Here is a 21,917-nt window from a genome sequence, read left to right as displayed (position 1 = left end):
GACCATTCCGGCCGTATCGGAATGGTCTTCTTTTATTGCCGGTGGAACGGATCGGATACGTCATGGGCGATGGAGGTTTTCTCCAGAACGGCCCGATGGGCGTGGGTGATATCCGGCAACATCGGCGGTTTCGGTTTGCGAATATGCTTAAACATCGCGTGGCCCTGATACCAGTCGTACCGGGGAATCGGTTCCGGGGGTTCATCCTGCCAGATCTCCTCGAGACGGGGGCTATACAGACGACGGCCGTCCGGCAGCCATTCCGATTGGATAAGCTCAAGCCCCTCGTGGCCGTGATTCATGGCTTGATCCCGCGTCGGCGTAAATAACGCCGGCCAATATTCAGCGCGCGAGCCCTGATGCTTGGTGGAACGAGCGAATGCCAGCACGGCATGGTAGATATCCTCGTAACCGAACAGTAAAGCGTACAGCGAGCGGCCTGCCTTGATCCGGATGGACAGGTCGTCAAACTTGGGGATGGTGAGTCCGGCCAGCGGCCGGGTAGGGGAAACGGGATAATCGGCAGAGTCTGTGCTTGTCTGATGGCTTTGACCCAGCGGGAACACGATTTGATTCAACCGAGACAGCTCATGCACCCGGAAGAGGGGATCCTGCAAAATATGCTGACGGTAAAAAGGATGTCTTGCCACGCGCCCCTCAATATAGTTCTGTTCATTAATGATGAGGGCGACCGTAAGCAGCGAACTGCCTTGGTCGTGCCAGAACCGTTCCCAGAACGGCGTCATGAACGATGAAACATGGAAGCGGGGGAGCAAATGGAATAAGGGCTTTCCTATTTTTCGACTGTGCATATAGAGAAGCAGCTGCGGATAGGCATCCTGAAAAATCAGCGCATTGCAGCGCTCCAGGAAACTGTACAGATGGTTTTGGAATGGGGGGGCGATGAGATCCGACATCAGCCCGCCCTTCAGATCGCTCATATTCCATCCGGCATTGCGTGATACCATATGGGCGAGCAAGGCCCAATGCAGCTCCGGATGCGACTCGTAACAGTCCAAATAGGCCTCTGTTCGGGTCACGTTGCTTCGATTGGCGACGGCAGCGGCCTCCTGAATGCGATGAACCAGCTCTTGCTCCTCATCCGTTGGCTGCAGGTCCGGTTCATGACCGCGAATATCGCTGTGACCTTCTTGCAGAGGGAGAAACGAAGAAATGCCCTGCGGCAGATAGGGATGGGAGGAGAGAATGTTCTTGAGCTGCCTGCGAATGGCCCTAACGGCTGTAGGATCCCACTGCAATTCATGCCTGTTTGTCCGAAGCTTTAAGGAATATCGCCAAGCTGCCATCATACCCGACCACGATTCTGCCAGGGCCTGCGGAATGGCGGCCGTCCATGACTCGTAATTCCTGCCCCGATTTGGTTTGTCCTTGGCTCCGTGCGAGTGCATGCCGGTTGTCACCTGCACTTTCTGATGATAATTCCAGACCGTGAACCTCATACAGTCAGTATGCTCTAAAATTTGACTTCCACTCAACAATTTGATTCACTAGGGGGGAAGGAATTCGACGTAAAGGGGAGATAATCAATGGAAAAAATCACTTCAGAAGCAGAATTTCAGGTTGCAATCCAGTCTCCACGACTGACCGTTGCCGTATTTAAAGCGGACTGGTGCGGCGATTGCAAGTTTATCGATCCATTCATGCCGGAGGTTGAGACGAAGTTCTCCAACCAATTGACTCTGGTGGAAGTTGACGTCGATGCTGTCGGTGACGTGAGTCAGCAGCAAAATATTCTGGGCATCCCTAGCTTTGTTGCATACTCTGACGGACGCGAGCTGGTTCGCTACGTTAACAAACTCCGCAAATCGCGCGAGGAGATTGAAGATTTCCTGCAGCGTGCCGTGGACGTATACGGTACGATTCACAAGTGAGCAGTGACGATAGCACCGCCGCCTTTGAGCTATAACGGGCGGCGGTGTTGTTTTTAGCATTGGATATTATGGGGGAATTGCGGAGTCAAGTACCTTGAGCATGAAGGTTTTGTTCATTTTTGAACATTTTGTCACAATCGCTCAAGTGACCGGGGCTGCAGAATCAGGTATAATGAAATGTGGACTGTATATGATGCGATCCTGTATAGGTTTTGAATAGTGAATGATTATGAGCAGCAGGTGAGATAAGTGAACGATAAACAATTAAAGTGGCTGAGTTACATAACATGCTTAATTATGTTCTGCGCGACTTTCGGGGGCATGGTTGTGACAAAGACGGGGTCGGGGCTTGGCTGCGGCCAAGAGTGGCCGCTGTGCAACGGTAAATTTGTTCCCGCTTACACGGTGTCCTCGATGATCGAGTATTCCCACCGGGCCGTAAGCGGAATGGCCGGCTTGGCCGCCTTGGCTTCGCTGATCGCGTTCTGGAAGTACAAGCGGGACCGCCGGGATTTGATGGCTTACGTCATCGGAACCTCGATATTCGTCGTGGTACAAGCCATCATGGGGGCCCTCGCGGTGGTTAAACCTCAGTCGGCTGCGATCATGGCGCTGCATTTTGGCTTCTCGCTGATTGCTTTTGCCAGTTCGGTCATGCTGGCTTTGGGCATGCGCCGAATCGAACAAGCGAAGGAGCCCGCTGACCTGGAGCGTTTGCCGCGGGTGGGCAAGGGCTTCCGCAATTTGGTCTGGGGCACAACGTTGTACAGCTACATCGTGGTGTATATCGGTGCATTCGTCAGCCATACCGATTCCCGGGAAGGCTGCTCCGGCTGGCCGTTGTGTAACGGAGAAGTGATACCGGAGCTGAGCGGAGGGGTCGGCATCGCCTTTATGCACCGCGTGGCCGCGCTTCTGCTGCTGATCGTGGTGGCGGTGATGGGGCATTTTGCATATTGGCGCAATCGCGATAACCGTGAAATCCAGATGCTGGGCATTTCGGCAACCGTGCTGTGCCTGCTGCAGGTGTTCAGCGGCGCTCTCATTATGGCTACGATGCATAACGAGGAAGTTTACGTATTCTCCGCACTGGGGCATACGCTGCTGATCTCGGCGCTGTTCGGCGTACTCTGTTATTTAAGCGTCCGGGTATGGCAGCTCAGCAAGCCGCTTGAAGCCGAAATACGGAAGGGCCACGACGTGCCCCGCAAAAAGATCGTATAAGGAAGAACGCCGATCATTCCGTAAAGAAAATCCAATATTCTATAGCATACATGCATGCAAAGTCCCCGGACCGGAGTTCGAGGGCTTTGTTGTATAGAAATGAATGGAGCTTCCAGCAGCCGTATCGAAAAGGTTTGATAAGGCAACGAATTTGTTTATATTTAATAACACCGGAGAAATCGCAAGTCGCTCCATGCTATGGAGTTGTCTTCCCGTTTCGGGGGCATCCTAACAGGACGAACCCAGATTGGCGGGCAGCGGATGCTGGGTCATCTGACAGTCATGGGATGCCGAAGGGCCTGATGGCGATCCGGATGAGTTGCCCCCGCGCGAGGATATCGCGGTGAAGACGGCCGCTGAGCGCTGAAATGACTATATTGGTATTGGCAAAATCGAGATCAAGAACCAAGGTTAATCTGATGACGCGAGGGGGTACCGCCATGCTTCGAATGTTACTTGGGGAACAGCCCCGGCAGAACAACCGCCTGCTTGAGGAAGCCATCGAATCGATGGTGAAGACAACCCGGCTGCTGCAGAAGGAAATGGATAAAAATCAAGATCCGACGCATGATTTTCGCAAGCTGGAGATTTGGACCCGGGGACTGATCGTCTCCCTGGATGAGCTGGAGCAGAGCTGGAATGCGGCCAAGCATTTCAGTCAATCGGTTAAATCGGGTTACATCGATGATATGTCGATTCAGGAGCAAGGGGAATATCAACGCTATGTGTATTTTTACAAAAACGGCTTCATTCGCGTATTCTCGATCCTTGACAAGCTGGGCACGGTGCTGAACGATTTGTTTGATTTGCATACCTCCAAGGTTAAGGCGCATTTTTCTTATTTTACGGTCCTGCGGCAGTTCAGATTTTTGAAGGCCCACGGTGAGCTGGCTGAAGAGCTGGAAGCGATCAAGGATCGCTACAAAGCACCGCTGAACGCGCTCAGGAAAAGGCGCAACGCTGAAATTCACTACATGAACTCCGAGATGCAGGATGATTTGTGGCAGCGCCATCAAGGGCTGTCCGACAAAATCGAGCTTGAGGATATCGACAAGCACCTGGACGATCTCCAACAGGGCATCGATATGGTATGCCGCAGCCTGGCCGCCTCGTATAAATATACGAACAAGCTGTGGACTGAAAATGGAGTGCGGGCTTAGGCACAAAATCGCCATGAAATTCCTTTTGACAAAAGCCTGAAAAGAATCTATACTAACTATTGCATTCATTAAATGTTATCAAATCAGATCAATTTAATCGGAAAAATTTCATATCGATGTTTTCTTATCGAGAGAGGCGGAGGGACAGGCCCGATGAAGCCCGGCAACCGACTTCTTGCGTACCATTGCTTAATGCGATGACGCTTGGAGTGACATGGTGCTAATTCCTTCAAAGCTATGGAATACCTTCAGCTTTGACAGATGAGAAAAGGCGTTGACTTTTACGTAAAGAGGGCCCTTTTTGATTCTACAAAAAGAGGCTCTTTTCTTTTGGGTAAATAGATATGAAGCTAAGGAAAAAGGAGGATTATCGGATTGATTGAGCTCAAGCAATTGACGAAGCAGTACGGAAAAGCCGGGTCATTAACAACTGCGTTGTCCGAATTGGATTTGTCGATTGAAAAAGGAGAAATTTTCGGAGTGATCGGACACTCCGGTGCAGGGAAAAGTACATTGATCCGCTGCATCAATTTACTGGAGCGTCCCACCTCGGGCGAGGTGTGGGTGAACGGCAAAAATTTGACGTCGCTCGGCAAGAAGCAGCTTCAGGCGGAGCGACGTAGAATCGGCATGATCTTTCAGCACTTTAACCTGCTGTCTTCCGCGACGGTGTACGATAACATTGCGTTTCCGCTGCGTCTGATCAAGACGCCGAAGGCCGAACTGGAGCGCAAAGTATCCGAGCTGCTGGCTTTGGTCGGCTTGGAGGCGCATCGCGACAAATACCCGTCCCAGCTGTCAGGGGGCCAGAAGCAGCGGGTAGGCATCGCCAGGGCGCTCGCGAGCGATCCCGAAGTGCTGCTGTGCGACGAGGCCACTTCGGCCCTTGACCCGCAGACGACGGATTCGATTCTGCGCCTGCTGCTGGACATTAACAAAAAGTTTCATCTGACGATCGTACTGATTACCCATGAGATGCATGTAATCCAGAGCATTTGCGACCGGGTCGCCGTTATTCATCAGGGCGGCATCGTAGAGCAAGGACCGGTAGCGGAAGTGTTCCTGAAGCCGAAGCATGAAGTGACGCAGGAATTCATCCGCCAGGAGATGGACAACGGCGAAGCGCTGCGGCTGGCTATGCAGGGTCAGGTAAACGGCCCTTCAAGAGCGGTTCAAATCACGTTCCTAGGGTCGAAAACGTACGAATCGATCCTGTCCCATACCGTTCATGAGACAGGCGTGAATTTTGCGATTCTGCAGGGTACGATCTCTACGATCAAAGATACGCCGTACGGCCAGCTCATCGTCCGTTTCGAAGGGGAAGAGCGCGCGATTGAAGATACGATCCGGAAGCTGCTTGAACAAGGACTAGACGTGGAGGTGATTCATTGATGTTCGGACTTGATTTTACCCAGATCGACTGGAAAGAGATATGGACGGCAACATTGGATACCCTGCGGATGCTGGGAGCTTCGGCCTTGTTCAGCTTCATCATCGGACTGCCTGTCGGCGTATTGCTCTACATGGCCGCAAGGTCCACGTCCGGGTTGGTACGCTTCGGCTACACGATTCTGTCGTTCATTGTAAACATTCTGCGCTCGGTTCCGTTCATCATCCTGATCGTGGCGATGATCCCGATTACGAAGTCGATCGTAGGAGTTTCGTACGGGGTACTGGGCACCATTCCGCCGCTCGTGATCGGCGCTGCTCCATTCTTCGCAAGGCTCGTAGAAACGGCTTTGAATGAAGTGGATAAAGGCGTGATTGAGGCGGCTCATGCCATGGGCTCTTCGACAAGCCAAATCGTATGGAGGGTGCTCCTTCCGGAGGCGCGTCCGGGTCTGCTGGCCGGGATGACCATCACGATTGTAACCCTGGTATCTTACACCGCGATGTCCGGTCAAGTCGGGGGCGGCGGTTTAGGGGATTTGGCCATTAAGTATGGCTATTACCGTTATGAGACCGAGATCATGATTCTGGCTGTCGTGCTGATGATTGTCCTTGTCCAGCTGCTGCAGATGGCAGGAGATCGTCTGGTGCGGTATTTTACAAGAAAATAACGGATTGATGAGGCTTCAAGAAAGACAATATATAAATAATATATTTTTCGGAGGGAGAGTTTTAGAATGAAAAAATGGACATTGGCATTGATCAGCTTGACCTTGGTTACGTTGCTGGCTGCATGCGGCAGCAAGCCTGCGGATAACGCATCCGAGCCAGGGGGAACAACGGGAGGCGGCGGTCAAGAGACCGTGACCTTGAAAGTAGGGGCTTCGCCATCACCGCATGCCAAGATTCTCGAGCATATCAAGCCTGCGCTTGAAAAAGAGGGCGTAAACCTGGAAATCGTAGAATTCACGGATTATGTGCTGCCGAATACGCAAGTGGATTCCAAAGAAATCGACGCGAATTTCTTCCAGCACAAGCCTTACCTGGATAACGAAATCAAAGAGCGCAAGCTGGACCTGGAGTCCGTGATCGCCGTGCACGTGGAGCCGCTGGGTGCGTACTCCAAAACCATTACATCTGTGGATGAGCTGAAGGATGGAGCGGTTGTAGCCATTCCGAATGATCCTTCTAATGCTGGCCGAGCATTGACGCTGCTGTCCAAGAACGGCGTGATTAAGCTGAACGACGAAAGCAAGCTGGAAGCAACCGCCAAGGATATCGTAGAAAATCCGAAGAACCTGGAGTTCAAGGAAGTTGAAGCCGCCATGCTGCCGCGTATGCTGGATGAGCTGGACCTGGCTGTCATCAACACGAACTACGCGCTGGAAGCGGGACTGGACCCAACGAAGGATGCGCTCTTCATCGAAGACAAGGACAATCCTTATGCCAACCTGCTGGTAGCCCGTCCGGACAACAAGGACTCCGACGCCATCCAAAAACTGGCGAAGGCGCTGACTTCCGAGGACGTGAAAACTTTCATTGAAGAAGAGTACAAAGGTGCCGTCATCCCGGCATTCTAATTCAGCAGTAAAGCTCGATATGCTGTATATGAATTCATCGTATATGTAAAGAAAGGGCATTATCCAAGAGACCCATCGGTCTTTGCGGATAGGCCCTTTTTTCTTTCTTTTTCTGTTGAATGGCCATTCCTGGTCGGAAGCAAGTTGTTCGGCCTTATCAAATCTTTTATACTGAAGGAAGGATATCCATCTGAGGAGGGAAAGCCTTGAAGGGAAAAGTGGCGCTGATTACAGGCAGTGCGACAGGTTTGGGGAAAATGACGGCACTGTCGTTAGCACGGCAGGGATGTCATATAGCCATAAATTATGTAAACAGCAAGGATGAAGCGGAGGCGCTTTCCCGTGAAATCGAGGGGTTTGGCGTGAAATCCATCGCGATTAAAGCCGATATCGCCAGCGAGCCTGAGCTGTATTCATTGGTGGATCAGACGGAGGAGCGGCTGGGCAGCGTCGATATCCTGGTTAACAATGCTGGACCGTTCATTCGGGAACGCCGTCTGTTCTCGGAGTACAGCCGCGACGAAATCGTACATATGGTGAATGGCAATTTAACCGGCGTCATGCTGCTGGACCATCGCGTTCTGCCTGCCATGCGGGAGAAAAAATGGGGGCGCATCATCCACTTTGGTTTCGGGCATGCCGGTGAAGCCCGCGCATGGCCTCAACGCTCCGCCTACGCGGCTGCGAAGGTGGGCCTGGTCTCCTTTACGAAGACGCTGGCCGTGGAAGAAGGGCCGTATGGGATCACCGTGAATATGATTTGTCCGGGGGATATCCGCGGGGCCAACAAAGAGAAAACCATCGATGAAGTATCCGGCATTCAGGACGGGTTGACTCCTCGCGGACGATCGGGCAGCGGCGAGGACGTTGCCAGGGTGATCGAATATTTATGCCTGGATAAATCGGATTTCATTACCGGCAATATTATGGATATATCCGGCGGGCTGGACCCGATTCGCCCGTTAATCAAGCCGGAATAAAACATCCCCACAAAGTGGAGTCTATGCTTCGATGCTTATTCCCAATACTTTGCGGAGACCCATAACATATAAATGCGACTCAAGAATTGCTAACGCTTCGCTGAAAACTTATACCTTCTTTAATCTCAAAAAAAGAGTCTTGGTCCCGCGAGGGAAACCAAGACTCTTTATAGTTAAAGAAGATTTAGAATACTTGAACTACTTCTTGGATGCCTTCTACTTCTTCAACCAGGGCGCGCTCGATCCCTGCTTTCAGAGTAATGGTGGAGCTTGGGCAGCTACCGCATGCACCCATCAATTTCAGCTTAACGATGCCGTCTTCAACGTCAACCAGTTCCACGTCACCGCCGTCGCGCTGCAGGAACGGACGAAGTTTATCAAGCACTTCAGCCACTTCATCATATACAGTGGTTTGCGTGTTTTCACTCATCTTGTTCAACTCCTTTCCTCCCTATATTATAGTACATAAACCGGCAAAATAAAATGCCAATCTTAAGGCAGGTCTAATAACAATGTCCATTATCATTGAGTTTTGCACAAGCAATTCCTATTTCGGCACGGATAAAGTGCTGCAGACGCTTGAAGGCAAGTACGATTGCCAAGTCATCGAATATGGCTGCCTGACCAGCTGCGGCCAGTGCTATTTGATGCCCTTCGCTTACGTGGATGGCGATTGGGTTGAAGCCCCTACGGCTGAAGAGCTGCTTGAGGTTGTCATCCGCAAGCTCGAAAGCTTTCGGGACGGCGGAGAGGAAAGCTGATTTTCCGATCTCCTCCACTGTCGTCCCCCTCCACAGGAGCATCATAAGCGCCCATAACCGTCCGACTAGTAATGACGCTTGGATTTCCAGAGCACGCCGCTCTTTAATATCCTTGGTACCCGGCCCATGACCGACGTGCTGCCCATGAGTCCAAAGCCCGCATGTTTGCCGAGGGAACCCAGCGTTCCCTTCAGCTTCAGCGGAGATACCTTAGGCGTATCGTCGCGCCATAAAGCTTTCATGACATGTCCCACTTGCTCGGCCTGAGCCCCTGCCGCTTGCGCGCTCGGGACGAAGGGGAGGCTGGCGCAGTCGCCGATCACATATACCTCGGGATGGGACGGAACCTGGTACCATTCGTTCAGCAGAATGCGTCCGCTGCGGTCTTTTGGCAGATCCAGATCCTGCACGACCTTTACGGGCTGAATGCCGGCCGTCCATACCGCCAGATCGGTTGCGATCGGCACATCCAGATTGTACACGGCGTCCTTCTCCACTCGGGATACGGATACGCCGCTGTGGATGTCCACGTGGTGCTCCTCAAACCAGCGATGAATATAAGCAGACAAACGGTTAGGAAAAGAAGAAAGCACCCGTTGTCCCCGGTCCAAAATGGCGATATTCAGGTCAGGCCGGCTTTCCCGAAGATCGGCAGCGAGCTCGATGCCGCTTAAGCCTCCGCCAATGATATGAACTTGACCATAAGGTCTGAGGTTGTTCAGGTTCAAATAGGTTTCCCGGGATGCCGCAAAAGATTGCAGGCTGAACGTGAATTCTTCAGCGCCCGGTACCCCATGATAACGGTCCGTACATCCCAGGGCAATGGCCAGCTGATCGTATTCCACCGGATCGTTGTTCGTCAGGTTCACAAGCTTCTTCTCAAGATCAATGGATAGGACTTCACCGTATACAACATGGAGGCGGTCATACACCGGGAATTTAACACGAACGGCGGTATCGGCCACCGTACCTGCTGCCAGCGCGTAATATTCGGTTTTGAGTCCTTGGTACGGCATGCGGTCGATGAGCACGACCTCCACGTCCGGAGGAAGATAGCCGCTGAACAATTCTTGAATTAGGGCAAGACCACCATAGCCTCCGCCGAGAATGACGAGCTTTTTCATAAATTTCTTCCTTTCTCAAGAGATAAGAAGGTGAGCGCCGATTCGCAAGAAAAACGCCGCTGAAAGCGGCTTAGGTTACCCACGCTATATTATCTCTTTAACCTGTTTTCCGTTTTTTGGAACGTCTGCTTTGCTTGCGTCTTTGCTGGTATGGCTTATTCGTAAACCTTGATCTCGTTATAGAAGGTATCGCGTTCGACCGGAATGCGGCCGGCGCCTTGGATGAGCCACACAAGCTCTTTGCGGGTCAGCCCTTCTGGCGTCAGCGCTCCTGCGGCATGGCTGATGCGTTCCTTCAGGATCGTGCCATGGACGTCCGATGCGCCGAAGCTGAGAGCGACCTGCGTCAATTGCGGCCCGATATTAATGAAGTAAGCCTTGATGTGGTCGATATTATCCAGCATCAATCGGCTGATGGCAATGGTTTTCAAATCTTCGTAAGCCGAATTGCGGCGCATGATGCCCGCATTCTTATTCTTCGGCTGCATGGACAGCGGAATGAATACCATGAATCCGTTCGTTTCATCTTGAAGATCCCGAATTTGCAGCATATGGCGGATCCGGTCCTCATGGCTCTCGATTGAGCCGTACAGCATGGTCGTGTGCGTCTTCATGCCGAGCTTATGCGCGGTACGATGAACGTCGAGGTATTGATCCACGTTGGCTTTATCCACCTTCATCTTCTGACGGTACTGGTCAGACAAGATTTCGGCTCCGCCGCCCGTCAAGGATTGAAGACCAGCCTTCTGCAGCTCCTGCAGCACTTCCTTCGTGCTGAGTCCGCTGATGCGAGTGAAGAATTCGATCTCCGCCGCGGTATAAGCCTTTAAGGTAACTTCAGGGAAACGTTCCTTCAATGCCTTCAGCGAATCTACATAGTACTGGAACGGGACATGGTTATTATGTCCGCCAACGATATGAAATTCACGGATGCCGGGGTGAATATGCTGTTCCACATACTCGATCATTTCTGCTCCGGAGAGGGTATAGGAGCCTTCCTCGCCTTGGTCTTTCCGGAAATTGCAAAAAGCGCAGCGGGATTCGCATACATTGGTAAAATAGAGACTCATGTTCTCAATGAAGTAAACTTTTTTCCCGTTCTTGCGCAAATTGGCTTCATTAGCCAGCTGCCCGAGGGTCAGCAGGTCATCGGTTTGATACAAATACACACCGTCTTCAAGATTCAGGCGTTCGCCGCGCTGGACTTTCGCAACGATCTCGGCCATTCTCTGATCGGTAAATGGTGTCACAATCGTGGACATGTTCAATCCTCCTGTTCACACTTTGACTTGCCGAATATTCGGCAGATCAAGTGATCATAAAGTGGATCACTCCCCGCGGGGAACGGTCCGTTTATAGTCGTGTAACAACGAAATCAATGAATGGGCTGAATAAATAAATAACTTTGTGAAAAAATATACAACTGTGGACCAGCCATAACCTTTGCCGCATTTTAGCCGGGGGATGTGACAATTATCCAACAGTTGCCGCCCATGTTCCTTCCCTATTATAAACCTGACCCCTCGGGGTAGCAATACATATAGAGGAATTGAAATAGGTTATTGACCATATGGTAAAATGGCCATCATCTCAACCTTGAGCGAATTCGCGAAGAGGAGTATACTTAAAGAATGAACGAAAAGGAGGGTGACCTATGATATCAATCAGCGAAACAGCTGCAGAACGTTTGAAAGAAATGCTTGCTGAACAGGAAACGCCCAATATGTTCCTTCGACTGGGTGTCACTGCCGGCGGATGCAGTGGTTTTTCATATGCAATGGGCTTCGACGATCAAGAAACGGAAGCGGACGTATATATGGACCTGCAGGATATGAAAGTCGTTGTCGAGAAGGACGATCTGAAATACCTGAACGGTCTCGAAATCGACTTCGAGGAATCCGGCATGACGGGCGGGTTCACCATCCACAACCCGAACGCGACCGTAACTTGCGGCTGCGGATCTTCCTTCCGCACGGCAACGGATGCGGGCAAACCGAACGAAGAGCCTTGCTAAGCAGCGGGTTTTCGGGGACTGTGCTCTGAATCTAACCAATAAAAAGACCTCTGCGACCCTGTTGTCGCGGGGGTCCTTTTTTTGCTGCCGCCCATAAGAAAATGAAAAAATGCAGCGGACTCCCAAACGGGGGCAGCTGCATTTTGTTGTTCTTCCTATCCGATCAGACCGGGAAGAAGAAGGTATCGTTCAGCATCAGCACGATCATGCCGGCAGCTACGAGCGAGAACACGATGCAGCCGGCCCCGAGTCCGCGGCGCTTGTCTTTGATGAACTTGAAGCCCATGACAAAGATCAGAACGGTGATGGCTGCAAGGGCAACCGACATGCCGACAATGGCAATCCAGTACAAAACTTCAAACAATGCTGCCAAGGTGACAAAGCCTCCTTTATGGTTATCCATGGATGGATTTATTACGGACAAAGCTCTGCCCTTACTATACGATAGATCACCTCATTTGCAAAGGGAAGCTCGCTTCGCGGCCATGAATACGTCAAATTATTAGGCATAACGATCCCGGACAATCATCCAAGACAAAGTGCGGATAAGAGAATAGGATAACGTATGTCATGAATAAAAGGAGGCGAAAGCAGCATGGCGGGAAGACAATTGGCCAGCAAGTGGCTGAAGACGGAAGCGCTGCTGACCGATCCGCAGGTTGCTCCCTACATTCCGGCGACCCAGTCGTATGGAGGGGATACCCTGGTCTCAATGCTGGATGAACACGAAATGGTCGTGATCAAGCCGATTGTAGGCACCGGTGGTAACGGAGTCATCCGAATACAGAAAGACGGAACGGGATACTTGGTAACCCATAAGAGGCGTACTGTTCATGTAGATACATTGAATTCCCTGTTGCACGTATTGAACAGAATGAAACTGAAACGGCGCTACATGATACAACAGGGGATTCATCTGGCTAAAATTCAGGGACGTCCGCTGGATTACCGCGTCAAGGTAGTCAAGGAAAGAGGAAGATGGGAATTCCGGGCCATGCTAGGACGGCTCGCGAACCCCGGGCTGTTTGTGACGAACATTTGCAAAGGGGGGACGCTGCTTCGTTGCCGCCATGCTCTGAGGCTGTCGCTGCCCCATATCAATGCCAGGGAGAAGCGTAATGAAATGCGCCACTTAACCAGACAGTGCATCACGATCCTGGAATCGCGCTTTCCCGGGATCGGGGAACTGGGATTCGATTACGGACTCGACGTCGAAGGAAAGATATGGATTTTGGAAGTAAATACAAGACCGAGCTGAATTTTTTGTTTAATATTCCCAACAGAAGTCGTTTATATGATTTTTTAATAGGGTAATAAAAAAATAACCGTAATCTACCGATATAATAATTGATCAATTTTTTTTATGGTAGATTTACCCCATATCCTGTGTATAACATTTATCCCCATAATCCACTTTGATATGACCTTGTTTCTTACACTTACCAACAAATTATACACAGGATTTCCACAAGAGGTTGTGGATAAGCGAACAGTTGTTCCGTTTTCGCATGTCTGATATGATAGATTCAGGAAATATGAGGAAGGGGTGTGAGGGGATGGCTATGTTGACGGATGAGATGCTTCTCGATTCCTATCATATGGCTGTTGAATTGAAGTTGGAACGAGAGTTCATCACTCTACTGCTGGCCGAAATTCATAAACGGAACTTGGACACCGATTCCGGCAGCATCCTGCATTAATCAGATTTTCGTATATAGAATAGATAACTTACGACATGATACGCATATAATGTGGGAGCTTTCAACCAAGTTCTACATATGGTTTGAAGAAGAATTAGAAAAGGTATCTTCCGTTCGGAGCGGCGCATCGCCCTCTGGAACGTTAGATACCTTTTTTTCTGTATGTCGAAGTGTTAGGAAATTCCGAGTACCTCTACAATTTCATGTTGCTGCTGTGTCCCGGAGCCAATCTGGCTTCAGGATCAAAGTATACTTTGGCATTGTTGACGGCGGTTGGCGCTTCGCCGAATCCGACGGCAATGAGCTTGACCTTGCCAGGATAGGTCGTGATATCGCCCGCCGCAAAAATACCCGGGATGCTGGTTTCCATGCGGGAGTCTACGACGATGGAGTTGCTTTCGATGGCGATGCCCCACTCGGAGATCGGACCAAGGGAGGAAACGAAACCGAAATTGACAATGACATCGTCAACTTCAATCTCTTGCGTCTCTTTGGTCTTAATATGCGACAGCGTCACCTTCGTAATGGCATCTTCACCATGCAGTTCCGTGATTTCGGTTGGTGTCACGATGTTCACCTTCGAGGCCATCAGCTGCTCCACGCTATGCTCGTGGGCACGGAACTTGTCGCGGCGGTGAACCAGCGTAACCTGCTCGGCGATCGGTTCGATCATGAGCGCCCAGTCTACCGCGGAATCGCCGCCGCCGCTGATGAGAACCTTCTTGCCTTTAAAGCGGCTGAGATCGTTGACGAAATAATGAAGGTTCGCCTTCTCGTACTTCTCGGCACCTTCTATCTCCAGTCGGCGGGGTTGGAACGCCCCGACGCCGGCCGTAATGATGACGGCTTTGGCATGGTGTTCCCCCAGATTCGTTTTCACGACAAAATGACGTTCTTCAAGCTTTTCCACAGCTTGGACTTTCTCTTCAAGACGGATGTCCGTTTTAAAGAGCTCCATTTGCGCGGACAGATTGTTCACAAGCTCCTGAGCGGTAACCTTTGGGAAGCCTGCTACGTCATAGATATATTTTTCGGGATACAGCGCAGCCAATTGGCCTCCGAGCTGGGGCATGCTCTCGATAAGTTTAACCGAGGCTTGGCGCATTCCGCCGTAAAAAGCGGCAAACATGCCTGCAGGTCCGCCACCGATTATCAAAAGATCCGTCATATTGTTGTCTTGTGGCATCGTTGTCATGCGGTAAGCACCTCCATAAAATGAGTTTATATTCGAATCAGACAGACGTTCTTGTCCGGATAAAGCTGATTCATGAATTCCTTACCTATTATAATCGTCCCGAACCGGCATGAAAAGACGAGAATTGAGTTAAAATACCTAACATTGGAATGGTTGCGCTTACTTAGCAAGCAAGGGGGGAAATGGCGGAATGATTTGCATATTTAATGGCAAAAAAATTCTTGATATTTGCATGGTTTATGCATATGATTAACGTGATAACTTGTGTTCATTGCAGGGTTCTCATATCGATTGGTTACGGCAGCAATCATAAGGAAACCGCAGGATTACAGCTGTTTTTGAACCGTAATGAACCATCAGGTCAAATGATGAAACGGGCTCTGATAAGGGCTCTTCTCTTTTTTTGGATGCAATTTCACAGAATGTTAACATGTGTACCATACTGTATATATAAAGAGTAAGCTGGAAGGAGCAGTAGAATGAGCAGCATACCGAAGATCGTAATCCTTGGCGCGGGTTACGGGGGCATATTGACAGCGCAGCGGCTGCAAAAAGAGCTGAATTATAATGAGGCCGATGTTACATTGGTGAATCGCCATGATTATCATTATATTACAACGCATTTGCATATGCCGGCAGCAGGAACCGACAGCATTGAGAATACCCGGGTATCCATATCCAAGTTGATAGACGAGTTCAAAATCGATTTGGTCAAATCCTCGGTTCAGGAAATCCGCCTTCACGATAAGAAGGTTATCCTTGAAGATGGAACGTTATCCTATGACTATCTTGTCATTGGACTCGGCGGCGAGCCGGAGACCTTCGGGATCCCGGGACTCGCAGAGCATGCGATGACGATCCGAAGCATCAACTCGGTACGATTGATTCGAGAGCATATTGAATATCAATTTGCTTTATATAAGAATGAACGCAGACCGCAAGAGCGCATCAACTTCGTGGTTGGCGGAGCCGGGTTCAGCGGCATCGAGTTTGTAGCCGAGCTGGCGGACCGCATTCCGAGACTGTGCAAGGAGTATGACGTCGATCCGACATTGGTGAACATTTATAACGTAGAAGCCGCGCCGTCGGCGCTGCCGGGGTTTGCCCCCGAGCTGGTGGAGTACGCCATGAACGTTCTCGAGAAGAAGGGCGTTACCTTCAAGATGGGCATTGCGATCAAGGAATGCCTGTCGGGCGGGGTCGTGCTGAACAACGGCGAAGAAATCCGGGCGGCAACGGTCGTATGGACCGGCGGCATCCGCGGGAACCGCCTGGTTGAGTCGGCCGGCTTCGAAACGATGAGGGGCCGCGTGAAGGTTGATGAATATTTACGCGCTCCGGGATACGAGAACATTTATATTATCGGCGATAACTCCCTCATTTTTAACGAAGAAGGCAGACCTTATCCGCCGACCGCCCAAATGGCGATGCAGCAGGGCGTATGCTGTGCCCAGAATATCGTTGCGGCGATCCGGGACAAGTCCATGCGCAAATTCGAGTTCCATAATAAAGGCACGGTCGCTTCCCTCGGCCGGGGCGAAGGCATTGCGGTTGTAGGGGATAAGAAATATCAGGGATGGAAAGCGGCCCAGCTGAAAAAATTGGTTGATCTTCGCTACCTCTTCATTATCGGAGGCATTCCGCTCGTCCTGAAAAAAGGCAGGTTCCTATAAATGAGACATTGCAGCGTTCAAGTACGGGGGCTGCTCACAAGAGATGAACTGGATCGCTACAACGCCCTGATGGAGGTCGGCTCCTACCTGGAGTCGCAAGAGCGGTACGATCTGGCTTATACCGTTCAGCAGGAAGTCGACATTCTCATTCTTCCTGCCATTGAGCGCCTCAAGGATAAAGGGCGGGCCCGGGACCGGGCCACCGCTGAATATCTTGAAACCTTGCGCAAGCAAGAGCAAGATGAGGAAGACGGCGAATAACAGAAGAAGGGATGCTCTCATTCGGAAGAGCATCCCTTTTTTTGATATGCCATTTATGTGCAGAAGGAATTATACCTTCATCAAGTCGGTGAAAGAAGCTTGGTCGAGCAGGTTGCCGACATAGAAAGGACCGAATTCGCCGAAGCGCGCGCTCACTTCGTCAAATCTCATTTCGTACACGAGCTTTTTGAATTGAAGCGCATCGTCGCTGAACAAGGTAACGCCCCATTCCCAATCGTCGAAGCCGACGGAACCGGTGATGATCTGCTTGACCTTGCCGGCATAACCGCGGCCGATCATTCCGTGGCTCTTCATCATGGATTTGCGGTCATCCATGCTCAGCATGTACCAGTTGTCCGCCAAATCCCTCTTTTTGTTCATCGGGTAGAAGCAGATATGCTTCGATTTTGGCAGGACCGGCTTCAAGCGGGCAATGACATGCGGGTTCTGCATCGGATCCTCATCGGAGGAGCCGGCCAAGTAATTGCTCAGCTCGACGATGCTGACATAGGAATAAGCCTTGGTGGTGAACTGGGCGAACGTCGTTTTGTTAAAAGCGTTCTCGATCGCGTTCAGCTCTTCCAGCGTCTCGCGCAAATGCATGAAAACAAAATCGGCTTTCTGGCCGACGATGGTATATACGGCGGTGCTGCCCTGCTTGGCGGTCTCGACGGCATCCCATTCCGCAAGGAACGCATTCAGCTCGTCCAGCGCAAATGCGCGTACTTCTTCGTCTGCAGCTTTCCAGGCCGGCCAATTGATGGTGCGGAAATCATGCAGCGCATACCAGCCCTCGAGCGTCATTGCAGCTTCGTTCATGTGATCACTCCTAAACATTATGTTCGTTATAATTGAAGCGGATGGCCGCTTGCATTAACTTCCTATATTGTACTGTAAGCGCAGTCGGAAGGGCAAACGCCGACACAATGTATTCACGATTGTTCGTTGATCTGTGACATGATTTTTAGTAAACTAGCTATTAGCTAAAGCTTGGTGTGCTGTTTCTTGCTGCAATAAAGTAGGATAGCTGCTATGCGTAGGTGATAAAGAAGAGGTGAAAACAGCGATCATGCTTCAATTTATTCCTGTGCTCGTGCTGATGATTTTGTTTTTTGTCATGATGTTCGGTATCGGTTTTATCCTAAATATGTTGATGAAGACGACCTGGTTTCCGTGCTTTCTGTTCGTGATTGTCATTCTGCCGGTCGTTGTATACAGCTTGTGGGATCGGGGCCAAATGTCGTTCTGGACTCACGTCGGATCGTTCCAGTTGGTGGATTACTTAACGGGAGTTGCGGGTCTGATCGGGGCTTACATGAGCGGATGGACCATTAAGACATTGCGTATTAAAGGGTTTAGAATGTTTTAATCGCGCTTGGCGCAAATTGAATGTAATGTTAATGGCGGCTCTTCGATACCTGGGGGCCGTCATTTATATTTATGGAAGCTCTGCCAAAAGGCAGACGCAAGAATTCCATAATTTTTGATGCGAAAGAACCGACTTCTGAGCATCGGATTTATGATAGAATAGAGGAAGTCTATTTTTGGGCGACAGGGGGAGCATAAACGATGCGCATGACTAATTTTTTACATTTTACAGAGAATCACCGTTACTGCGTATACCGTGACTTCTGCTTAAGCGGCCTGGACGACAAAATGCTTGGTTCGATATATCAACCGATGGTCGGCGCGTTTGCGGTCAGCTTGTACCGTCTTCTCGTATCGCATGTGCCGCTGGAGAAGGTGGGTTATTCGGCCATTGAACAGCAGCGAAGATTATTCTTGACATTAGGGCTTGAGCCCAGCGAAAAAGGACGCCGCTATCTCATTGAGCAAACCTCCAAGCTGGAAGCGGTAGGATTGCTGCAGACCAGCCGGATGTTCGTCCCGGAAACGGACGACCATGTCTATGAATATGAGCTGCAGGCGCCGCTCAGTCCGGCGGAGTTCTTCAATACCCAGCATCTGACGCTGCTGCTTCGCGACAAGGTGGGGAAATTCGCCGTCCTGTCGCTGAGGGAAGAGCTTTGGAGCAAGGAACCCCTGGAATGGTCCGGCATTTCCCTGAACAAGGAGAACATCTCGGTTCCCTTTTACGATATTTTCGAGTTGAACACGCATGTCATTGATTATGAACTGGAGCAGGCGCTGGAAGAGGTAGCGGTATCAAGGAAGTCGGTGCTGCCGCCGAATCCGCAGGGAGAAGGTCTGAACTACGCGGACATTATTCTGCGATTCCCGCGCGAATCCCGCAATCGCGTCTTTGTGGAGCGTCTTCGCTATGACCATGAACAGATGGGCATCGTGAATTACGTCGTACGCAAGTACGATCTCAGCACGCAGGATTTGTGCCGCCTGCTTGACGAGGACGGCATCTTTACCGAGCACGGCGAGGTTGTCCTGGACGATTTGCAGCACAAAGCCAGCCTTCACTTTAGGCAGGGAATGAAGATGCAGGAGAAGCGGCAGATTACGGCGGGCAAGGTGGTTGCCCTGCATCAGGAGATGACGGCCGATCCGGACGAGCCTGCGCAGGAGCATGCCGTACAGATGGAATATTATGTCGAGGTTCCGGCCCAGTTCCAATCCAAATGCGATATTCACCAATATAATATGATGCTTCGCAACGAGCCTTATACACGGCTCCTGCAGACGTTCTTCCCGGGCTCGGTTCCCGCGCAGTTTCTGGACATCTTCGAAAAGATTGACCTGAGCTACAAGCTGCCGGGCGAAGTCATCAACGTGCTCATTCATTATTTGATGTCGCTCATTGCCGCAGGCGGAGAGCAGCGGATCAACCGCAACTTTGTGGAAGCCATCGCTTCCAACATGCTGCTGAAGCAAGTAAACAGCTATGAGAAAGCCGTTCAGTATATACGGGATCAAGCCAAAATGAAAGGCAAGCAGAAGGCAGCCTCGCAGCGCACGCGTACATACGCTAAAGGCGGAAAGGCGAAGCCGGAAATTCCAGTGGCTTTGGAGACCGATCAGGCGGAGGCCGTATCGGATGAGGAGTTCGAAGAGATGATGCGGTTTGCGGCAGAAATGCAGGCTGGCAACAAGAAGGGCGGATAAGGAAAATCCCGCTTAAGAGAGGAGGGAACAGGTGATGGAGTCCCTTGGTGAACTGCTGGAAAGCATGAAAAGTACTGCGCTCCTGCGCAGAACCGAGCAGATTACGGAGGATTTGCTCAGGAATCCGCTGATTCAAGCACTGCGAAGCGAATATCCGGAGATCGATGACCGGGTCATACGATTGAATTTAAGCAAGCTGTATCAATATGCGGGAGACCAGGCCCACTGCCAGGCATGCCCGGGTCTGGACCGGTGTCCGAATGATTTCCAGGGACATTTCAGCAAGCTGGATATCCAGCGGATGAACGGCACGGTGGAGATCTATGAACGGAAGGCGCCGTGCTCCCTGCAGATTGCAAAAACCAATGAGGATCAGATCAAGAAGCGGATTCGCAGCTTTTATGTTGACGAGCATGCCTTGAGCGAAGGGTACGACAACATGGAGATTATGGCGAAGGACCGCTTGCGGGCACCTGCGGTGCACCAGGTCTTCAAATATATCCGGGATACGAAGGAGAACGGCTTGTCCCCGCGCGGCTTGTATCTGACCGGTTCGTTCGGTACCGGGAAAACGTACCTGATGGGCTACCTGATGCATGAGCTTGCCAAAGCGGGCCACTCCGGCGTGATCGTCTATATGCCCGATTTCGTGGAAGATCTGAAAACCATGATGCAGGACGGCCAGAAGCTGAAGGACATGGTCGAGACGATGAAGCATTGCGACCTGCTGATCTTTGACGACATTGGAGCGGAGAATTTGAATCCGTGGGTACGGGATCATGTCCTCGGCTCCATTCTGAATTTCAGGATGAACCGGCTGCCGACCTTTTATACGTCGAACTATCCGCTCGACGGGCTGGAGCAGCATCTCAGCTTCACGAGCAAGGACGGCGAGGAGCTTCACAAAGGGCAGCGGTTGATGAACCGGATCGCGCCTTTCGTGGATGTCGTTCATTTGTTCGGAGAGAACCAGAGAGGGAAGTTCTAGACGTTTGCAACGAGCACATGAACAGAGTGGACAAACGTCCCTTGAAGCGTAAAAAGTCTGATCCCGCTTGCGCATGGAGCGCGGCAGGATCAGACTTTTTATCTGTGCACAAGGAATCATCAAATATTAACCGACCAAGAACTTGATAATGACGAATCCGAAAAAGATGATGGTCATGAAACCGAACATCCCCACGAAGCCCATCATCAAATCGCCAAAGTCATTGCGTGGTTCTTCATTGATGTGCTCCCGTGGATCGTTAACGCGTACGTTTACATCCATGGTGCTTGCCTCCTCAAAAGGTGAACATGCCGTGCGAACGAAAAACTTGACAGTCACCCGACTTGTTACTAGTAGTATACCCAATGCGCAAATCATTTGTAAAGATTGCATAAAAATCCCGTGAAAACCTCTTTCTTTAGGTGAGTATATTTCACTTTTTCCGGCCGATTGTGGTATACTAAATTCGTCGACCCATTCGACAATTATGATTCGCACTTTACTCGATCTTATCCTGTGAGGAGGAGAATACAATGGCTATCGTCAATGTTACCGACCAAACCTTCGTCAATGAAGTAGAAGGACAAGGCACGGTTGTAGTTGATTTCTGGGCGCCATGGTGCGGCCCTTGTAAAATGCTTGCTCCGATTCTGGACGAATTGTCTTCAGAACTCGGCGATGATGTAAAAATTGCAAAGGTGAACGTGGATGAGAATCCGGAATCCGCAGCACGCTTCGGCGTCATGAGCATTCCGACCATGATCTTCTTTAAAGACGGCCAGCCTGTCGATAAAGTCGTAGGTCTGAACTCCAAAGAAGCCTTGAAGGGCATCATTGCAAAACATCAATAAGCAGGATTTGCCCATAGACTGCAATCCGCTTTCATACAGCGCCTTCGGTG

25 protein-coding genes and 1 riboswitch are annotated in these 21,917 nt (G+C 50.8%); of the genes, 17 read left to right on the top strand and 8 right to left on the bottom strand.

Annotated features, from left to right (window positions below; all coding sequences use genetic code 11):
- Positions 1 to 32: 32 nt before the first annotated feature.
- A complete protein-coding gene (locus tag MHI43_RS27615) occupies positions 33 to 1,460 on the bottom strand; it encodes a DUF2515 family protein (protein ID WP_036665055.1) in 1,428 nt (475 codons plus the stop codon).
- Between the two features lie 87 nt (positions 1,461 to 1,547).
- On the opposite strand from MHI43_RS27615, the gene MHI43_RS27610 reads away from it, so the two are divergent.
- From MHI43_RS27610 to MHI43_RS27580, 7 genes are all read left to right on the top strand, one after another.
- Positions 1,548 to 1,892 carry a thioredoxin family protein gene (locus tag MHI43_RS27610; RefSeq protein WP_009592843.1) on the top strand — a complete coding sequence of 115 codons (345 nt, stop codon included), beginning with the start codon at positions 1,548 to 1,550 and terminating at the stop codon, positions 1,890 to 1,892.
- Between the two features lie 249 nt (positions 1,893 to 2,141).
- Positions 2,142 to 3,116, top strand: coding sequence for a heme A synthase (locus MHI43_RS27605; protein WP_036665058.1), 975 nt, complete (start codon positions 2,142 to 2,144; stop codon positions 3,114 to 3,116).
- Positions 3,117 to 3,556: 440 nt separating this feature from the next.
- The gene (locus MHI43_RS27600; RefSeq protein WP_036665060.1) at positions 3,557 to 4,276 is read left to right on the top strand and encodes a Cthe_2314 family HEPN domain-containing protein; all 720 of its coding nucleotides are present in this window, start codon (positions 3,557 to 3,559) and stop codon (positions 4,274 to 4,276) included.
- A 121-nt stretch (positions 4,277 to 4,397) separates the two neighbouring features.
- Positions 4,398 to 4,544, top strand: a riboswitch (SAM riboswitch).
- Between the two features lie 107 nt (positions 4,545 to 4,651).
- A complete protein-coding gene (locus MHI43_RS27595; protein ID WP_036665061.1) occupies positions 4,652 to 5,668 on the top strand; it encodes a methionine ABC transporter ATP-binding protein in 1,017 nt (338 codons plus the stop codon).
- The gene (locus MHI43_RS27590) at positions 5,668 to 6,336 is read left to right on the top strand and encodes a methionine ABC transporter permease (protein WP_036665063.1); all 669 of its coding nucleotides are present in this window, start codon (positions 5,668 to 5,670) and stop codon (positions 6,334 to 6,336) included. The genes MHI43_RS27595 and MHI43_RS27590 overlap by 1 nt, the downstream gene beginning before the upstream one ends.
- A gap of 66 nt (positions 6,337 to 6,402) precedes the next feature.
- On the top strand, positions 6,403 to 7,245 hold the full coding sequence (locus MHI43_RS27585; protein WP_015737417.1) for a MetQ/NlpA family ABC transporter substrate-binding protein: 843 nt from the start codon (positions 6,403 to 6,405) through the stop codon (positions 7,243 to 7,245).
- A gap of 206 nt (positions 7,246 to 7,451) precedes the next feature.
- The gene (locus tag MHI43_RS27580) at positions 7,452 to 8,225 is read left to right on the top strand and encodes an SDR family oxidoreductase (protein ID WP_015737416.1); all 774 of its coding nucleotides are present in this window, start codon (positions 7,452 to 7,454) and stop codon (positions 8,223 to 8,225) included.
- 184 nt (positions 8,226 to 8,409) lie between these two features.
- Here the strand turns inward: MHI43_RS27580 and MHI43_RS27575 are convergent, their stop codons facing one another.
- Entirely contained in the window at positions 8,410 to 8,655 is a 246-nt protein-coding gene (locus tag MHI43_RS27575) for a NifU family protein (RefSeq protein WP_006212609.1), read from the bottom strand.
- A gap of 82 nt (positions 8,656 to 8,737) precedes the next feature.
- Here MHI43_RS27575 and MHI43_RS27570 point away from each other — a divergent pair, with 82 nt between their 5' ends.
- Entirely contained in the window at positions 8,738 to 8,986 is a 249-nt protein-coding gene (locus MHI43_RS27570) for a YuzB family protein (RefSeq protein WP_015737415.1), read from the top strand.
- A 65-nt stretch (positions 8,987 to 9,051) separates the two neighbouring features.
- Here the strand turns inward: MHI43_RS27570 and MHI43_RS27565 are convergent, their stop codons facing one another.
- Positions 9,052 to 10,110: an FAD-dependent oxidoreductase gene (locus MHI43_RS27565; protein WP_009592908.1), complete on the bottom strand. Its 1,059-nt coding sequence runs from the start codon at positions 10,108 to 10,110 to the stop codon at positions 9,052 to 9,054.
- Positions 10,111 to 10,265: 155 nt separating this feature from the next.
- A complete protein-coding gene (mqnE, locus tag MHI43_RS27560) occupies positions 10,266 to 11,372 on the bottom strand; it encodes an aminofutalosine synthase MqnE (protein ID WP_009592862.1) in 1,107 nt (368 codons plus the stop codon).
- A 392-nt stretch (positions 11,373 to 11,764) separates the two neighbouring features.
- Between mqnE and MHI43_RS27555 the strand changes: the two genes are divergently transcribed.
- Complete coding sequence (locus MHI43_RS27555) at positions 11,765 to 12,124, top strand: iron-sulfur cluster assembly accessory protein (protein ID WP_009592872.1); 360 nt, start codon at positions 11,765 to 11,767, stop codon at positions 12,122 to 12,124.
- 163 nt (positions 12,125 to 12,287) lie between these two features.
- Here MHI43_RS27555 and MHI43_RS27550 read toward each other — a convergent pair whose 3' ends face one another.
- Complete coding sequence (locus MHI43_RS27550; RefSeq protein ID WP_009592898.1) at positions 12,288 to 12,497, bottom strand: hypothetical protein; 210 nt, start codon at positions 12,495 to 12,497, stop codon at positions 12,288 to 12,290.
- A 222-nt stretch (positions 12,498 to 12,719) separates the two neighbouring features.
- On the opposite strand from MHI43_RS27550, the gene MHI43_RS27545 reads away from it, so the two are divergent.
- Positions 12,720 to 13,382, top strand: coding sequence for a YheC/YheD family protein (locus MHI43_RS27545; protein ID WP_009592895.1), 663 nt, complete (start codon positions 12,720 to 12,722; stop codon positions 13,380 to 13,382).
- Between the two features lie 298 nt (positions 13,383 to 13,680).
- Positions 13,681 to 13,824, top strand: a complete 144-nt coding sequence (gene sda / locus MHI43_RS27540; protein ID WP_006212600.1) for a sporulation histidine kinase inhibitor Sda — start codon at positions 13,681 to 13,683, stop codon at positions 13,822 to 13,824.
- 193 nt (positions 13,825 to 14,017) lie between these two features.
- Here sda and MHI43_RS27535 read toward each other — a convergent pair whose 3' ends face one another.
- The gene (locus MHI43_RS27535; protein ID WP_015737413.1) at positions 14,018 to 15,019 is read right to left on the bottom strand and encodes an NAD(P)/FAD-dependent oxidoreductase; all 1,002 of its coding nucleotides are present in this window, start codon (positions 15,017 to 15,019) and stop codon (positions 14,018 to 14,020) included.
- Between the two features lie 479 nt (positions 15,020 to 15,498).
- On the opposite strand from MHI43_RS27535, the gene MHI43_RS27530 reads away from it, so the two are divergent.
- Positions 15,499 to 16,692, top strand: coding sequence for an NAD(P)/FAD-dependent oxidoreductase (locus MHI43_RS27530; protein ID WP_036665068.1), 1,194 nt, complete (start codon positions 15,499 to 15,501; stop codon positions 16,690 to 16,692).
- Positions 16,693 to 16,953, top strand: a complete 261-nt coding sequence (locus tag MHI43_RS27525; protein WP_009592851.1) for a hypothetical protein — start codon at positions 16,693 to 16,695, stop codon at positions 16,951 to 16,953. It begins immediately after the preceding gene.
- Between the two features lie 69 nt (positions 16,954 to 17,022).
- Here the strand turns inward: MHI43_RS27525 and hemQ are convergent, their stop codons facing one another.
- Positions 17,023 to 17,772 carry a hydrogen peroxide-dependent heme synthase gene (gene hemQ, locus MHI43_RS27520; RefSeq protein WP_015737412.1) on the bottom strand — a complete coding sequence of 250 codons (750 nt, stop codon included), beginning with the start codon at positions 17,770 to 17,772 and terminating at the stop codon, positions 17,023 to 17,025.
- 250 nt (positions 17,773 to 18,022) lie between these two features.
- Between hemQ and MHI43_RS27515 the strand changes: the two genes are divergently transcribed.
- From MHI43_RS27515 to dnaI, 3 genes are all read left to right on the top strand, one after another.
- Positions 18,023 to 18,322 carry a YuiB family protein gene (locus MHI43_RS27515; RefSeq protein WP_015737411.1) on the top strand — a complete coding sequence of 100 codons (300 nt, stop codon included), beginning with the start codon at positions 18,023 to 18,025 and terminating at the stop codon, positions 18,320 to 18,322.
- A gap of 200 nt (positions 18,323 to 18,522) precedes the next feature.
- On the top strand, positions 18,523 to 20,028 hold the full coding sequence (locus MHI43_RS27510) for a helicase DnaB (protein ID WP_015737410.1): 1,506 nt from the start codon (positions 18,523 to 18,525) through the stop codon (positions 20,026 to 20,028).
- Between the two features lie 34 nt (positions 20,029 to 20,062).
- Entirely contained in the window at positions 20,063 to 21,016 is a 954-nt protein-coding gene (gene dnaI, locus MHI43_RS27505; RefSeq protein ID WP_009592849.1) for a primosomal protein DnaI, read from the top strand.
- 126 nt (positions 21,017 to 21,142) lie between these two features.
- On the opposite strand, the gene MHI43_RS27500 is transcribed toward dnaI, so the two are convergent.
- Positions 21,143 to 21,298, bottom strand: a complete 156-nt coding sequence (locus tag MHI43_RS27500; RefSeq protein WP_006212594.1) for a hypothetical protein — start codon at positions 21,296 to 21,298, stop codon at positions 21,143 to 21,145.
- Positions 21,299 to 21,549: 251 nt separating this feature from the next.
- On the opposite strand from MHI43_RS27500, the gene trxA reads away from it, so the two are divergent.
- Positions 21,550 to 21,867, top strand: a complete 318-nt coding sequence (gene trxA / locus MHI43_RS27495) for a thioredoxin (RefSeq protein ID WP_009592891.1) — start codon at positions 21,550 to 21,552, stop codon at positions 21,865 to 21,867.
- Positions 21,868 to 21,917: the final 50 nt, after the last annotated feature.

Source organism: Paenibacillus sp. FSL H8-0457 (assembly GCF_038051935.1).
GTDB lineage: Bacteria > Bacillota > Bacilli > Paenibacillales > Paenibacillaceae > Paenibacillus_AQ > Paenibacillus_AQ lautus_A.
This window is presented reverse-complemented; position numbering and strand designations above follow the sequence as displayed.